Raw genomic sequence first — 15,618 nt, forward strand, 5'->3', positions numbered from 1 at the left:
ATGGCGTTCCGCGAGATCAACTCCAAGATGGTCGAGGCGACGGTGGTGCACGGGCAGCGGCTGTTCAGCCAGCGCGGGGCGATGCTCGCCTACAAGGGGGACGTGTCCTTCACGCCGAACGTCCAGGGCGGCCAGGGCGGCCTGATGTCCATGATCGGGCGGCGGGTGGCGGGCGAGGCGACCCCGCTGATGACCGTGGAGGGCAGCGGCACGGTCTTCTTCGGGCACGGCGGCCACCACGTCCACGTGATCCACCTCACCGGCGACACCCTCTACGTGGAGGCCGACCGTCTGCTCGCCTTCGAGGGGACGCTGCGCCAGGGCACGATGTTCATGGGCTCGCAGGGCGGGGTGATGGGTCTGGTCCGGGGCCAGGTCACCGGGCAGGGCCTGTTCACGACCACGCTCCAGGGCCAGGGCGCGGTGGCCGTGATGGCGCACGGCGGCGTCTTCGAGATCCCGGTCACCCCCCAGCGCCCGGTCCACGTCGACCCCCAGGCCTACGTCGCCCACCACGGCGACGTGCGCAACAGGCTGTCCGCCGCGCTCGGCTGGCGCGAGATGGTGGGCCGCGGCTCCGGCGAGGCCTTCCAGCTGGAGCTGAGCGGCAACGGCACGGTGTTCGTCCAGGCCTCGGAGGAGAAGCTGTGAGCGCGCACGCAGGCATGTACGGCACCCCGGGCGGCCCGGTGGTGTACGACCCGATGACCCTGCCCGCCGACGACAACGTGAACAAGTACACGTTCTGCGTCGAGCTCAAGAGCGGGCAGTGGTTCCTGCAGAAGGGGAAGATGATCGCCTACTACGGGGCGATCGAGTTCAACGGCATCGGACACGGCCGATTGGACCGACTTGTCCGCACGTCGTTCCATTCGCCACTGCACGCGAGCGACTGGGTGGTGGCGTCGGGCTCGGGCAAGATGCTGCTCGCCGACCGGGCCTTCGACGTCAATTCGTACGACCTGGACGACGGGAACTTGACCATTCGCGCGGGCAACCTGCTCGCTTTTCAGCCAAGTCTGTCGCTGAAGCAGTCGATCGTGCCGGGTTTTCTGACCCTTATCGGAACCGGAAAGTTTGTGGCCGCATCTAACGGACCGGTGGTGTTCATGGAACCTCCGATCCGGGTCGACCCTCAGGCGCTCGTCGGGTGGGCCGACTGCCCGTCACCCTGCCATCACTACGACCACGGGTATCTGACGGGTGTACTGGGCGGTCTACGTGCGATGACGGGCCTGGGCGGGGTATCCGGGGAGGAGCACCAGTTCGAGTTCGTGGGCGCCGGGACGGTCCTGCTGCAGTCCTCGGAGACCCTCATGGGGGAGACGGCCACGGGGGTCGTCCCGTCCGAGCCGGGGGTGCCCGGGGGTGGCGCTGGGGGTCCGGGCGGACACGGTCCGCAACCGTCGGGCGCACCGCGCCTTCCCGGACAGCTGGGGGACCTCCAGCGTCGCTTCGGGCTGTGAGCGGTAGTCTGCGGAGTGTGACATCGAACGCGTGCGCACAGTCACACCATCCAAAGTAGTTCGCCATTCAACTTCTTAGGTAGACTTCATTCATGGAGACCGAGACGGCCACGCGCTGGCTGACCGATGCGGAGCAGTGCGCCTGGCGCACCCACCTGGAGGTCAACAGGCTGTTGACGTACCAGCTGGAGAAGGATCTGCAGCCGTTCGGCCTGACGATGAACGACTACGAGATCCTCGTGAACCTGTCCGAGTCGGACGACGTACGCATGCGGATGAGCGACCTCGCCTCGGCGACGCTGCAGTCCAAGAGCCGGCTCTCGCACCAGATCACGCGGATGGAGAACGCGAACCTGGTACGCCGTGAGAACTGCGAGTCGGACCGGCGGGGACTGTACGCCGTGCTGACCGAGCACGGCATGGAGACGATGAAGAAGGTGGCACCCCACCACGTCGCCTCCGTGCGGCGGCACTTCATCGATCTGCTGTCACCCGAGGCGCTGCACGAACTGGACAAGGCGCTGAAGCCGATCGCCGAGCATCTGCGAGGGCAGCGGGGGCGTCCCTGAGCGGTCCGGGGCGGTGCGGCCGGGCGGGGGCGGGTCGCTGACCGGCTCCGGCAAGGAGCCGTGCCGCAGGGGCCGCCCCCGGCGCCCGCCCGTGCCGCCCGGGGCGCCTCAGGCCCGCACCGCCACCGTCCGCTCCCCGCGACGGCGGCACCCCGCGGCGGCGGGCAGCACGGCCGCCCCGCCCGCCAGCAGGAAGCACACCGCGAGGGGCATCCGGCCGATCAGCAGTCCCGCCGCCATCGCGCCCGCAGAACTCCCCGCGTTCACGCCCGTGTTGACCCACGCTCCGGCCTGAGTGCTGGCTCCGTCGGGTGCCGTCTCCTCGGCCACGAGGTACGCCGTCGTCAGGACGGGGGCGACGAACATCCCGGCGAGGGCCATGGCCCCGGTCAGGGTCCACAGACCCGGCGCCAGGCCCGCCACCGCGATCACCAGGCCGAGCCCCGCGGCGAACCCGCACAGCCGCGCCCGGGCCGGCGCCCGCCACCGCACCGCCCCGTTGAGCAGACCGCCGACCGCGCTGCCCGCGGACAGCGCGCCCAGCACCCAGGGCACCAGCCCGGTGCCGTACGACCGTGCCGTGACGAACGCCGTCACCAGCAGCTCCACCCCGCTCAGCGCCAGTCCCGCCCCGGTCACCACGGCGACCGGCACCAGCAACCCCGCGAAGGTGCCGCGCCGCTTGCCGGGGGCTCCCGGGCGGGGACCCGGGATCGCCGGGCAGATGGCGAAGACGCACGTGCCGCCCACGATCAGGACCGCGCTGAGCAGGATCCCGGACGCGGGCGGGGCGAAGACCGTCAGGGCGCCGACCAGGGCCGGGCCGGAGACGTACAGCAGTTCCTCGGCGACGCCGTCCAGGGCGTAGGCGCGGGCCAGCATCGCCGGTTCCGGGGCCAGTGCGGCCCAGACGGCACGCATGGCCGGTCCCAGCGGAGGCGCGCACCCGCCCGCGAGGGCCGCCGTGACGGCGAGCGCCCACGGCGGCGCCCCGGGGCGCCAGGTCAGCGCGGCCAGGATGCCCAGCAGGGCGCCGTACAGCGCGGCCATGGGCGGCAGGGCCCGGCGGGGGCCGCAGCGGTCCGTCAGCCAGGCGCGCAGCGGCATCAGGAAGACCGTCGTGGCGCCGAACAGGGACAGCACGGCGCCGGAGACGGCGTAGGAGCCCGTGGACCGGGTGACGGACAGCAGCATCGCCAGGGAGACCGTGCCGTAGGCCAGACGGGCGGTGAGGGCGGAGGCGAAGGTGCGGCGGGCGTGCGGCAGGCGCAGTACGGCGGCGTACGAGGGCCGCGCGGGGGCATGCGTGGACATGCGGATGTTCCTCTGCGGGAGGCGGGAGAGGGGACACCGAGGGACGCGGGGGCCGGTCGTGCGTCACGGCCTCGCGGTCCGGGTGCGCTCTACGCCAAGCAGAGGAACATGGCCGTCAAGGTAGCAGCAGGGCGGGCGGGGGGGCGATCGGTTATCCCTGCGTCAGGCCCGCCACCAGCTCGTCCGCCGCGCGGTACGGGTCCAGTTCGCCGGCGACGATGCGCTCCGCGAGCGCGCTGAGGCGGCGGTCGCCGTGCAGGTCGCCGATGCGTTCGCGCAGGGCGGTCACGGCGATGGTCTCCACCTCGCGGGCCGCACGCGCCGTGCGGCGCTCGGCCAGCACCCCGCGCTCCTCCATCCACGCGCGGTGCTTCTCCAGGGCCTCGACGACCTCGTCGACGCCCTCGGCGCGGGCGGCGACCGTCTTCACGATCGGCGGGCGCCAGTCGCCGGGGCCGCGGGCCTCGCCGAGGCCCAGCATGTGGTTCAGTTCGCGGGCGGTGGCGTCCGCGCCGTCCCGGTCCGCCTTGTTGACGACGTACACGTCGCCGATCTCCAGGATGCCCGCCTTGGCCGCCTGGATGCCGTCGCCCATGCCGGGGGCCAGCAGGACCACGCTGGTGTCCGCCTGGGAGGCGATCTCGACCTCCGACTGGCCCACGCCCACCGTCTCGACCAGGATCACGTCGCAGCCCGCCGCGTCCAGGACCCGGATCGCCTGGGGCGCGGCCCACGCGAGGCCGCCGAGGTGGCCGCGGGTGGCCATGGAGCGGATGTAGACGCCGGGGTCGGAGGCGTGCTCCGACATGCGGACGCGGTCGCCGAGCAGGGCGCCGCCGGAGAAGGGCGAGGACGGGTCGACGGCCAGGACGCCGACCCGTTTGCCCTGCTTGCGGTACGCGGTGACGAGCGCGGAGGTCGAGGTCGACTTGCCGACCCCCGGGGAGCCGGTCAGGCCCACCACGTAGGCGTTGCCGGTCAGCGGGGCCAGCGCCGCCATGACCTCCCTGAGCTGCGGGGACGCCCCCTCCACCAGCGAGATGAGCCGGGCCACGGCCCGCGGCCGGCCTTCCCTGGCCTGGGCCACCAGAGAGGAGACGTCCTGCATCAAACTGCTCCGTTCAGTTCACAGACGTACAGACGCGCACCACGAGGGTGCTCACGCCTTCGGTACCCGCACGATCAGCGCGTCACCCTGGCCGCCGCCGCCGCACAGCGCGGCCGCGCCGACCCCGCCGCCGCGCCGCTTGAGCTCCAGCGCCAGGTGCAGCACCAGGCGGGCGCCGGACATGCCGATCGGGTGGCCGAGGGCGATCGCGCCGCCGTTCACGTTCACCTTTTCGGTGGACACGCCGAGGTCCTTCATGGACTGCACGGCGACCGCGGCGAAGGCCTCGTTGATCTCGATCAGGTCGAGGTCGGAGACCTCCAGGCCCTCCTTCTTCAGGGCGTGCCGGATGGCGTTGGACGGCTGCGACTGCAGGCTGTTGTCCGGGCCCGCCACATTGCCGTGCGCGCCGATCTCGGCGAGCCAGGTCAGGCCCAGCTCCTCGGCCTTGGCCCTGCTCATCACGACCACCGCGGCGGCGCCGTCGGAGATCTGGGACGACGACCCGGCCGTGATCGTGCCGTCCTTGCTGAAGGCCGGGCGCAGCTTGGCCAGGGACTCCGCGGTGGTGTCGCCGCGGATGCCCTCGTCCTTGCTGAACAGGACCGGGTCGCCCTTGCGCTGCGGGATCTCCACGGGGGTGATCTCGGCCTCGAACAGGCCGTTCTTCTGCGCGGCGGCGGCCCGCTGGTGCGACAGGGCGGCGATCTCGTCCTGCTCGGCGCGGCCGATGCCGAGGCGGGTGTTGTGCTTCTCCGTGGACTGGCCCATGGGGATGTTCTCCCACGGGTCGGTCAGGCCGTCGTAGGCCATCGCGTCGAGCATCTCCACCGCGCCGTACTTGAAGCCCTCGCGGGACTTCGGCAGCAGGTGCGGGGCGTTGGTCATGGACTCCTGGCCGCCGGCCACGACGATGTCGAACTCGCCGGCGCGGATCAGCTGGTCCGCCAGCGCGATGGCGTCGAGGCCGGACAGGCACACCTTGTTGATGGTGAGCGCCGGGACGTTCATGGGGATGCCGGCCTTCACGGCCGCCTGGCGGGCCGGGATCTGCCCGGCGCCCGCCTGCAGCACCTGGCCCATGATGACGTACTGCACCTGGTCGCCGCCGATCCCCGCACGGTCGAGGGCGGCCTTGATCGCGAAGCCGCCGAGGTCGGCTCCGGAGAAGGACTTGAGGGAGCCGAGCAGTCGTCCCATGGGCGTTCGCGCGCCCGCGACGATCACCGAGCTGTTCGTTCCAGAAGGCATGAGCTGCGATCCCCTTACCGGCCTTGCCCAGGCCGAGGAGTGAACGAGGGTTTACTTCGAATGTACTGAGTGGCACTCCGTGCCGTCATCGGGCTGTCGGTGTGATCGCTCGCACGTTGCGTAACCACCGCGGTGGCGCTGCACTGAATTCATGCTGACGCGAATCGACCACATCGGGATCGCCTGCCACGACCTCGACGCCACCGTCGAGTTCTACCGGGCCACGTACGGATTCGAGGTGTTCCACACCGAGGTCAACGAGGAGCAGGGCGTGCGCGAGGCCATGCTCAAGATCAACGAGACCTCGGACGGCGGAGCCTCCTACCTCCAGCTGCTGGAACCGACCCGCGAGGACTCCGCGGTCGGCAAGTGGCTGGCGAAGAACGGGGAGGGCGTCCACCACATCGCCTTCGGCACGGCGGACGTCGACGCGGACGCCGCCGGCATCCGCGACAAGGGCGTACGCGTGCTGTACGACGAGCCGCGACGGGGTTCGATGGGGTCGCGGATCACCTTCCTGCACCCCAAGGACTGCCACGGCGTCCTGACAGAACTGGTCACTTCGGCCCCGGTTGAGTCCCCTGAGCACTGACCGCCGTACATAAGGGCCGGTAGGGTTGGGGGCGGTCGTCCCCGAAACCGGGGGACGGCCGTTTCCGGGGTCCGGGTTTCGGGGGACGAGCGTCGGGGCAGCAGCCCGTGCTCCGCCGTTGATCTGACACCATTCCCCGGGGGCCCCGTTCGGCGGAGGACGAGGCTCGTTGGAGAAGCTGACCAGGGGACGGATGGGACCGCGCAGTGCGGGGCTACGAGAGCCAGGAGCGAGAGCCGGCGGCTGACGTCGACCACCTCTCTCGGTTCGAGGCCGAGATGAAGCGGCTGAAGACCGAGCGGGAAAAGGCGATCCAGCACGCCGAGGACCTCGGCTACCAGGTCGAGGTGCTGCGCGCCAAGCTGCACGAGGCGCGCCGCACCCTGATGACCCGGCCCGCCTTCGACGGCGGTGACATCGGCTATCAGGCCGAGCAGTTGCTCCGCAATGCCCAGATGCAGGCCGACCAGCTGCGGCAGGAAGCCGAGCGGATGGCCGCCGAGGCCCGCGCCCAGACCCAGCGGATCCTCCAGGAGCACGCCGAGCAGGCCGCCCGGCTCCAGGCGGAGCTGCACCAGGAGGCCGTCACCCGGCGCCAGCAGCTCGACCAGGAGCTGGCCGAGCGCCGCGCCACCGTCGAGTCGCACGTCAACGAGAACGTGGCCTGGGCGGAGCAGCTGCGCGCCCGCACCGAGGAACAGGCCCGCCGGCTGCTGGAGGAGTCCCGCGCCGAGGCCGAGCAGCAGATGGCCGCCGCCCGCGCCGAGGCCGAGCGGCTGACCCGCGAGGCCCGGCAGCGGCTGCAGAGCGAGGCGGAGTCGGCCCGCGCCGAGGCCGAGCAGATCCTGCGCCGCGCCCGCACGGACGCCGAGCGCCTGCTGAACGCCGCCTCCACCCAGGCCCAGGAGGCCACCGACCACGCCGAGCGGCTGCGCACCGACGCGGTCGGCGAGTCCGACACCGCCCGCCGGCAGGCCGCCGAGCTGACCCGGGCCGCCGAGGAGCGGATGGCCGCGGCCGAGGAGGCGCTGCGCAAGGCCCAGGCGGAGGCCGAGAAGGTCGTCACTGAGGCCAAGGAGGCCGCCGCCAAGGCCCTGTCGAGCGCCGAGGCCGCCAACGAGACGCGGACCCGCACGGCCAAGGAGCAGGTCGCCCGGCTGGTCGAGGAGGCCACCAAGGAGGCCGAGCAGACCAGGTCGGAGGCCGAGCAGCTGGTCGCGGACGCCCGCGCCGAGGCCGAGAAGATCCTCGCGGAGGCGTCCGAGAAGGCCCGCGCGATCACCGCCGAGGAGAGCGCCACCCAGCTGTCCAAGGCGGCCAGGACCGCCGAGGACGTGCTCACCAAGGCCTCCGAGGAGGCCAAGCGGACCACCAGGGCCGCCACCGAGGAGGCCGAGCGGATCCGCACCGAGGCCGAGGCCGAGGCGGACCGGCTGCGCGCCGAGGCGCACGACATCGCCGAGCAGCTCAAGGGCGCGGCGAAGGACGACACCAAGGAGTACCGCGCCAAGACGGTCGAGCTGCAGGAGGAGGCCCGCCGGCTGCGCGGCGAGGCCGAGCAGCTGCGCGCCGACGCGGTCGCCGAGGGCGAGTCGATCCGCGCGGAGGCCCGCCGGGAGGCGGTCGCGCAGATCGAGGAGGCGGCCAAGACCGCCGAGGAGCTGCTGGCCAAGGCCAAGGCGGACGCCGACGAGCTGCGGCAGACCGCGACGACCGACAGCGAGAAGGTCCGCACCGAGGCCATCGAGCGGGCCACCGCGCTGCGCCGGCAGGCCGAGGAGACCCTGGGCCGGGCCCGCAAGGAGGCCGAGCGGCTGCGCGCCGAGGCCGGCGAGCAGGCCGAGAAGATCACGGCGGACGCCGAGAGCGCCGCGCGCGGGCTGCGCGAGGAGACCGAGCGCGCCGTCGAGGCCCGCCGGGCGGAGGCCGCGGCCGAGCTGACCCGGCTCCAGACGGAGGCGCAGGAGCGGCTGGAGTCGGCCGAGCAGGCGCTCGCGGACGCCCGTGAGGAGGCCGCCCGGATCCGCCGCGAGGCCGCCGAGGAGAGCGAGCGGCTGCGCACCGAGTCCGCCGAGCGGATCCGTACGCTCCGGCAGCAGGCCGAGGCCGAGGCCGAGCGGCTGCGCGACGAGGCCGCCTCCGACGCGTCCGCTTTCCGCGCCGAGGGCGAGGCCGTCGCCGTACGGCTGCGCAGTGAGGCCGCCGCCGAGGCCGAGCGGCTCAAGGCCGAGGCCCAGGACACCGCCGACCGGGTGCGCGCGGAGGCGCAGGCCGCCGCCGAGCGGCTCGGCACCGAGGCGTCGGAGACGCTGGCCGCAGCCCAGGAGGAGGCCGCCCGGCGCCGCCGCGAGGCGGAGGAGCTGCTCGGCGCGGCCCGCGAGGAGGCCGAGGAGGAGCGCCGGCGGGCCCGCGAGCAGAGCGAGGAGCTGCTGGCCTCCGCACGCAAGCGGGTGGAGGAGGCGCAGGCCGAGGCCACCCGGCTGGTGGAGGAGGCCGACCGGCGGGCCACCGAGATGGTCTCCGCGGCCGAGCAGCACGCCCAGCAGGTGCGGGACTCGGTCGCCGGGCTGCACGAGCAGGCGCAGGAAGAGATCGCCGGGCTGCGCTCGGCCGCCGAGCACGCGGCGGACCGCACCCGGCGGGAGGCCGAGGAGGAGGCGGACCGGGTCCGCGCCGACGCCTACGCCGAGCGGGAGCGGGCCGGCGAGGACGCCTCGCGGCTGCGGCGCGAGGCGAACGAGGAGTCGCAGGCCGCCAAGGCGCTGGCGGAGCGTACGGTCGCGGAGGCGATGGCGGAGGCCGAGCGGCTGCGCGCGGACGCCGGCGAGTACGCCCAGCGGGTGCGCACCGAGGCCTCGGACGCGCTCGCCGAGGCCGACCAGGCGGCGGCCCGTACCCGGGCGGACGCCCGCGAGGACGCCAACCGGATCCGCTCGGACGCGGCGACGCAGGCGGACACCCTCATCACCGAGGCCCGCAGCGAGGCGGAGCGGCTGCAGAACGAGACGATCGCCGAGGCCGACCGGGTCCGTACGGAGGCCCTCACGGAGGCGGAGCGGCTGCAGACGGAGACCGCCGCCGAGGCCGAGCGGATGCGCGGCGAGGCGCTGGCCGAGGCCGACCGGGTCCGCGCGGAGGCCCTGGCGGCCGCCGAGCAGCTCGTCGGGGAGGCCACCGGCGAGGCCGAGCGGCTGCGCGCGGAGGCCGCCGAGACGGTCGGCTCGGCGCAGACGCACGCCGAGCGGATGCGGGCGGACGCCGAGCGGCTCAGGGCGGACGCGGAGGCGGAGGCCGAACGGCTCGTCAGCACCGCCCGCGAGGAGGCCGAGCGGACCCTGGACGAGGCCCGCAAGGAGGCCAACAAGCGGCGCTCGGAGGCGGCCGAGCAGGTCGACACGCTCATCACCGAGACCACGGCCGAGGTGGACAAGCTGCTCGCGGAGGCACAGGAGCAGGCGCTGAAGACCACCGCGGACGCCGAGTCGCAGGCCGACACGATGGTCGGCGCGGCCCGCGCCGAGGCCGAGCGGATCGTCGCCGAGGCGACCGTCGAGGGCAACTCCCGCGTGGAGAAGGCCCGTACGGACGCCGACGAGCTGCTGGTCGGCGCCCGCCGGGACGCGACCGCGATCAGGGAGCGGGCGGAGGAGCTGCGCGACCGGATCACCGCCGAGATCGAGGAGCTGCACGAGCGGGCCCGGCGCGAGGCCGCCGAGACGATGAAGTCCACCGGCGACCGCTGCGACGCGCTCATCCAGGCGGCCGAGGAGCAGCTGGCGAAGGCCGAGGCGAAGGCCAAGGAGCTGGTGTCGGAGGCCAACTCCGAGGCGGGCAAGGTGCGCATCGCCGCCGTGAAGAAGGCGGAGGGGCTGCTCAAGGAGGCCGAGCTGAAGAAGGCCAGCCTGATCAAGGAGGCCGAGGAGCTCAAGGCCGAGGCGATCCGCGAGGCCCGGCGCACGGTCGAGGAGGGCAAGCGCGAGCTGGAGATCCTGGTGCGCAGGCGCGAGGACATCAACGCCGAGATCTCCCGGGTGCAGGACGTCCTGGAGGCGCTGGAGTCCTTCGAGACGCCGGCCTCCGGCAAGGACGGCGGGGTCAAGGCCGGCGCGACGGTGGGCGCCCCCCGATCGGGTGGCAAGTCGTCAGACGGCTAACCTGAGCGGTGTGTTCCGGTAACGTCTGGGGGCTTTGCCCGACTCGTTGGCAAGCCATCCGGCCGTCAGCCACTCAAAAGGGGTCTCATTCTCCAGATCAAACACGTATCCGCTCGATGACACACCGCTTCGGCCCCTAGGATTCCCCCTATCACCTCACCGGTCTCATTCGACAGGAACCCCATGAGCGACACTTCCCCCTACGGCTTCGAGCTTGTGCGGCGTGGGTACGACCGCGCTCAGGTGGACGAACGTATCTCCAAGCTCGTCTCCGACCGTGACAGCGCTCTCGCCCGCATCACCGCCCTGGAGAAGCGCATCGAGGAGCTCCACCTCGAGACGCAGAACGCCCAGGCCCAGGTCACCGACGCCGAGCCGTCGTACGCGGGTCTCGGTGCCCGGGTCGAGAAGATCCTGCGCCTGGCCGAGGAAGAGGCCAAGGAACTGCGTGAGGAGGCCCGGCGGGCGGCCGAGCAGCACCGCGACCTCGCCGAGTCCGCGGCCCAGCAGGTCCGCAACGACGCCGAGGCCTACGCCGCCGAGCGCAAGGCGAAGGCCGAGGACGAGGGCGTCCGGATCGTCGAGAAGGCCAAGTCCGACGCCTCGCAGCTGCGTGCCGAGGCGCAGAAGGACGCGCAGTCCAAGCGTGAGGAGGCGGACGCCCTCTTCGAGGAGACCCGCGCCAAGGCCGCGCAGGCCGCCGCCGACTTCGAGACGAACCTCGCCAAGCGCCGCGAGCAGTCCGAGCGCGACCTGGCCTCCCGTCAGGCCAAGGCCGAGAAGCGCCTCGCCGAGATCGAGCACCGCGCCGAGCAGCTGCGCCTGGAGGCGGAGAAGCTGCGCACCGACGCCGAGCGCCGCGCCCGCCAGACGGTGGAGACGGCCCAGCGCCAGGCCGAGGACATCGTGGCCGACGCCAACGCCAAGGCCGACCGCATCCGCTCGGAATCCGAGCGCGAGCTCGCCGCGCTGACCAACCGCCGCGACTCGATCAACGCCCAGCTGACGAACGTGCGCGAGATGCTGGCGACGCTCACCGGCGCCGCCGTGGCCGCCGCCGGCTCGCCGGCCGAGGACGAGCCGATCTCGCGCGGGGTGCCGGCGCAGCAGTCCCGGTAAGCGCGGTCCCGCAGCCGTACAGCGGTAAGCGCGGTCGCGCAGCCGTACGAGCGCCTTCGGAGCCCTCTGCCCGCACGGGGCAGGGGGCTTCGTCCCGTTCGGCGCGGCCCTCTTTCTCCGGCGGGACGCCCGGTGGAGAATTCCGTCACATACCGTGATGTTCTGGCTTTGCCTTCTCTTGGGCGGAACCGTCAGCGCCCCGATATCCTCCTAACCCTTACGGGGGCGTCTGCCCCGGCTGTCCTGAACCTTTCGATGGGTGCGGAGCATGATCGAGGCTGTCGGCCTGACCAAGCGCTACGGCGACAAGACCGCCGTGTACAACCTTTCCTTCCACGTGCGGCCAGGAGCCGTCACCGGCTTCCTCGGGCCCAACGGCTCGGGCAAGTCGACGACGATGCGGATGATCCTCGGGCTCGACAACCCGACGTCCGGTTCGGTGACCATCGGCGGCTACCCCTACCGCAAGCTGCCCAACGCCCCCCGCCAGGTCGGCGCGCTGCTCGACGCCAAAGCGGTGCACGGCGGCCGCAGCGCCCGCAACCACCTGCTGAGCCTCGCCCAGCTGTCCGGCATCCCGGCCCGGCGGGTGGACGAGGTGCTCGGCGTGGTCGGTCTGCAGGACGTGGCGAAAAAACGCTCCAAGGGCTTCTCGCTCGGCATGGGCCAGCGGCTCGGCATCGCCGCCGCGCTGCTCGGCGACCCGCAGGTGCTGCTGTTCGACGAGCCGGTCAACGGCCTCGACCCCGAGGGCATCCTCTGGGTGCGCAACCTGATGAAGGCCCTCGCCTCGGAGGGCCGCACGGTCTTCGTCTCCTCGCACCTGATGAGCGAGATGGCGCTGACCGCCGACCACCTCATCGTCATCGGACGCGGCCAGCTGCTCGCCGACATGAGCGTGAAGGACTTCATCTCGGCCAACTCCGCGGACTTCGCCCGGGTGCGCACCCCCGACACCGAGCCGCAGCAGCGCGAGAAGCTCAGCGCCGCGCTCGCCGAGGCGGGCGGCCATGTGCTGCCGGAGCAGGACGGCGCGCTGCGGGTGACCGGACTGCCGCTGCCCCGGATCAGCGACCTCGCGCACGAGGCGGGCGTACGGCTGTGGGAGCTGTCCCCGCACCAGGCCTCGCTGGAGGAGGCGTACATGCGGATGACGCAGGGCGCCGTGGACTACCGCTCGACCGTCGACCAGAAGGCGGGCCTGCAGCAGCCGCTGCCGCCGGGCGCCCAGCCCCCGATGCCGGTGCCCGGCCAGGGCCAGCCCGGCTGGTACGCCCCGCCGCCGCCCCAGCAGGGCGGGCAGCCCTTCGCCATGCCGCAGGCGCCCGCGGGGCCGTACGGCGGCCCGCAGGCACCCGGCTACGGCGCCCCCGCCGCCCCGGGCGCCCCCAACCCGTACGCGCAGCAGGCGCCGCAGCCCGCCTCCCCCGTGCCGGGCGGCGCCGCGCCGCAGGCGCCCTCGGCGCCGCCCGCGCCGCCGCAGGCGCCCGCCGCCGCTCCCCCGGCCCCGGCCGCCGCCCCCGCCGACCTGACCAAGCCCGAGGACGCCCGATGAGCACCCCCCAGCCCCCGATGCCGCAGGCCCCCGCCTCCGCCGCTCCCGACTGGCAGGCGGCGTCCGGCGGCTCGTACCCCGGTTACACCTCGCCGATCCCGGTGCGGCCCGCCCACCTCGGGCACGCGCTGGCCTCGGAGTGGACGAAGATCAGGTCGGTCCGGTCGACGATGTGGACGCTCGGCGTGTTCGTCGTGCTCGTCCTCGGCATCGGCCTGATGGCCGGCTCGCTGGTCAGGTCCAACTCCGGGCCGGAGAGCATGTCGGACCAGAACCCGCTGCAGTTCGGCTTCTTCGGCCTGCTCATCGGCAGCATGTGCATCATCACGCTCGGCGTGCTGACCACGGCCTCCGAGTACGGCACCGGCATGATCCGCACGACGATGACCGCGTGCCCGAGCCGCGTGCGGGTGCTCGCCGCCAAGGCGATCGTGTTCTTCGCGGTCGCCTTCGTCGTCACGCTGGCCACGTCCGGCTTCGTCGCCATGGTCCACGTGTCCATGCTCAAGGGGGTGGGCGGCGCCCGTACCCCCTCCACCGACGACTGGCTCAAGGCGACCGTCGGCATCAGCCTCTACCTCGCGCTGCTCGGACTGTTCTCGCTGCTCGTCGGCTCGGTCGTGCGGCACTCCGCGGGTGCCATCACCATCATGATCGGCGCGGTGCTGGCCCCGCTGGTGATCGCGCTGTTCATGGCCGCGCAGTCCCTGGAGAAGGTGCGCCAGTGGCTGCTGGAGTACTCGATCCCGAGCCAGATGAGCTGCTTCTACGACAACTCCCTGAGCAGCTCGGGGCCCTCCGGCTGGGACCCGCTGTGGATCATGCTGGGCCTGACGGCGGCCGCGTTCGCCGGCGCCTGCCTGCTGCTGCAGCAGCGGGACGTCTGACCCCGCGCTCAGAACCTCGGCGCGTTACGGGACCGCTGCACCCGCGTGGTGCGGCGGTCCTTCGCGTTCCAGCACGCCTTGTGCCAGTGGCGGCGGTCGTCGACGCCCGCGTACTCGGGCCAGGCCACCACGTGCGGGATGCCGGAGGGGATCATCTGGTCGCAGCCCGGGCAGCGGTAGGTCTTGCCCTCGGCGCTCGCCCCGGCGACATGGCGCACGCTCCACTCCTCGCCCTGCCAGTTCTCGGTCGACTGCCAGCCGCCGTACCGGCCCGCCCGGTCGTCCTCGGCGCTCCGGCCCGACGATCCGGCTGCCTTGGGTCGGTTACGACGCGGGGACACGGGACACCTCTCGGGGCTATACAGGAAGCACGGGCTGCATCCAGCCTACGCGCCGCCGAGTGGGGTACCCGGCCGGGACCAACCCGTACAAGTCCCCCTCCAGGGCGACCCATTCTGCAGACAATCCGCAAATCTCCCCGCCAGGCCGTGTCCTGGGCACGTGTCAGGCGGTTATGCGGGGTGGGGGAGCTCCGGGTCGGAGCCAAGGAAGCAGGAAATGCGATGTACGTAGGTAGTTTTGTGCTGGGCGCCCAGTTTCCGGGCCAGGGTCCGGGGGAGGCCCTGCACCGGGCGGTCCGCTCGGCGGAGGTCGCCGAGGAGGCCGGGCTGGACTCGGTGTGGCTCGCCGAGCACCACTTCGTGCCGTACGGCACCTGCCCGTCCGCCGTCACCCTGGCCGCTCTGCTGCTCGGCCGCACGCGCCGCATCCGGGTGGGCACGGCGGTCAGCGTACTGCCCACGGCCCACCCGGTGGCCCTCGGCGAGCAGGCCGCGCTGCTGCACGTGACGAGCGGCGGCCGGTTCACCCTCGGGGTGGGCCGCGGCGGCCCCTGGGTGGACCTGGAGGTGTTCGGCGCGGGCCTCGCGGCGTACGAACACGGGTTCCCGGAGTCCCTCGATCTGCTGCTGCGCTGGCTGAGCGAGCCGTCGGTGTCGGCGTCCGGCGAGCGGTTCAGCTTCCGCGAGGTGCCGGTCGTACCCCGCCCGTCGGAGGCGCTCAGGGAGGCCCCGGGGCCCGAGGTCGTGGTCGCCTGCACCTCCCCGGCGAGCGTACGGCTGGCCGCCGAGCGCGGACTGCCCATGCTGCTCGGCATGCACGTCGGGGACGAGGAGAAGGCCGAGATGGTCGCCCTGTGGCGGCGCTGCGCCCAGGCCGCGGGCCGGCCGGCCGAGGAGATCGCCGGCGCCGCGCACGTCTCCGCCGGGGTCTGCCAGCTCGCGGACCGGCGCACGGACGCGGCGGAGACGCTGCTGAAGGCGATGCCGGGCTGGCTGAGGCAGGGCCTGCAGGCCCATGTGACGGTCGACGGCCGGGCGCGCGCGATGCGCGACCCGCACGCCTACACCGAGCTGCTCTGCGGCCTGCACCCGGTCGGCACCCCCCGGCTGGCCGCCGACCGGCTCACGGCCACCGCGGAGCGCACCGGCATCTCGCGCTTCGCCCTGCTCGTGGAGGGCTCGGGCGATCTCGCCGCGACGGAGGAGAACCTGCGGCGGCTCGGTGCCGAGGTGCTGCCCCAGCTGCGCTGAGCGGGACCGCG

General features: G+C 73.0%; 13 protein-coding genes. 9 read left to right on the forward strand and 4 right to left on the reverse strand.

From position 1 onward, the window contains the following. The 3 genes from ACGFZN_RS13505 (at position 1) to ACGFZN_RS13515 (ending at position 2,035) form a co-directional block, all read left to right on the forward strand. Positions 1-651, forward strand: coding sequence for an AIM24 family protein (locus ACGFZN_RS13505; protein WP_393858612.1), 651 nt, complete (start codon positions 1-3; stop codon positions 649-651). Between the two features lie 14 nt (positions 652-665). Beyond that, a complete protein-coding gene (locus ACGFZN_RS13510) occupies positions 666-1,466 on the forward strand; it encodes an AIM24 family protein (protein ID WP_393858976.1) in 801 nt (266 codons plus the stop codon). A gap of 92 nt (positions 1,467-1,558) precedes the next feature. Further along, on the forward strand, positions 1,559-2,035 hold the full coding sequence (locus ACGFZN_RS13515) for a MarR family transcriptional regulator (protein ID WP_360155177.1): 477 nt from the start codon (positions 1,559-1,561) through the stop codon (positions 2,033-2,035). A 108-nt stretch (positions 2,036-2,143) separates the two neighbouring features. On the opposite strand, the gene ACGFZN_RS13520 is transcribed toward ACGFZN_RS13515, so the two are convergent. The 3 genes from ACGFZN_RS13520 to ACGFZN_RS13530 form a co-directional block, all read right to left on the reverse strand. Continuing rightward, a complete protein-coding gene (locus ACGFZN_RS13520; protein ID WP_393858613.1) occupies positions 2,144-3,349 on the reverse strand; it encodes an MFS transporter in 1,206 nt (401 codons plus the stop codon). 151 nt (positions 3,350-3,500) lie between these two features. Beyond that, a complete protein-coding gene (gene meaB / locus ACGFZN_RS13525; RefSeq protein WP_393858614.1) occupies positions 3,501-4,457 on the reverse strand; it encodes a methylmalonyl Co-A mutase-associated GTPase MeaB in 957 nt (318 codons plus the stop codon). Between the two features lie 51 nt (positions 4,458-4,508). Then, positions 4,509-5,708: an acetyl-CoA C-acetyltransferase gene (locus ACGFZN_RS13530; protein WP_393858615.1), complete on the reverse strand. Its 1,200-nt coding sequence runs from the start codon at positions 5,706-5,708 to the stop codon at positions 4,509-4,511. A gap of 151 nt (positions 5,709-5,859) precedes the next feature. On the opposite strand from ACGFZN_RS13530, the gene mce reads away from it, so the two are divergent. The 5 genes from mce to ACGFZN_RS13555 all read left to right on the forward strand — a co-directional run bounded on the left by mce (position 5,860) and on the right by ACGFZN_RS13555 (position 14,015). Further along, the gene (mce, locus tag ACGFZN_RS13535) at positions 5,860-6,300 is read left to right on the forward strand and encodes a methylmalonyl-CoA epimerase (protein ID WP_393858616.1); all 441 of its coding nucleotides are present in this window, start codon (positions 5,860-5,862) and stop codon (positions 6,298-6,300) included. Positions 6,301-6,506: 206 nt separating this feature from the next. Next, positions 6,507-10,454: a polarized growth protein Scy gene (gene scy / locus ACGFZN_RS13540; protein WP_393858617.1), complete on the forward strand. Its 3,948-nt coding sequence runs from the start codon at positions 6,507-6,509 to the stop codon at positions 10,452-10,454. Between the two features lie 183 nt (positions 10,455-10,637). Then, positions 10,638-11,573: a cellulose-binding protein gene (locus ACGFZN_RS13545; RefSeq protein ID WP_393858618.1), complete on the forward strand. Its 936-nt coding sequence runs from the start codon at positions 10,638-10,640 to the stop codon at positions 11,571-11,573. 268 nt (positions 11,574-11,841) lie between these two features. Beyond that, on the forward strand, positions 11,842-13,128 hold the full coding sequence (locus ACGFZN_RS13550; protein ID WP_393858619.1) for an ABC transporter ATP-binding protein: 1,287 nt from the start codon (positions 11,842-11,844) through the stop codon (positions 13,126-13,128). Then, entirely contained in the window at positions 13,125-14,015 is an 891-nt protein-coding gene (locus ACGFZN_RS13555; RefSeq protein ID WP_393858620.1) for an ABC transporter permease, read from the forward strand. Before ACGFZN_RS13550 ends, ACGFZN_RS13555 begins: the two co-directional genes overlap by 4 nt. An 8-nt stretch (positions 14,016-14,023) precedes the next feature. On the opposite strand, the gene ACGFZN_RS13560 is transcribed toward ACGFZN_RS13555, so the two are convergent. Further along, positions 14,024-14,356: an ATP/GTP-binding protein gene (locus ACGFZN_RS13560; RefSeq protein WP_393858621.1), complete on the reverse strand. Its 333-nt coding sequence runs from the start codon at positions 14,354-14,356 to the stop codon at positions 14,024-14,026. Between the two features lie 222 nt (positions 14,357-14,578). Between ACGFZN_RS13560 and ACGFZN_RS13565 the strand changes: the two genes are divergently transcribed. Further along, entirely contained in the window at positions 14,579-15,607 is a 1,029-nt protein-coding gene (locus ACGFZN_RS13565) for an LLM class flavin-dependent oxidoreductase (RefSeq protein ID WP_393858622.1), read from the forward strand. Positions 15,608-15,618 lie beyond the last annotated feature (11 nt).

Source organism: Streptomyces sp. NPDC048192 (genome assembly GCF_043202415.1).
In the GTDB taxonomy this organism is placed as follows: domain Bacteria; phylum Actinomycetota; class Actinomycetes; order Streptomycetales; family Streptomycetaceae; genus Streptomyces.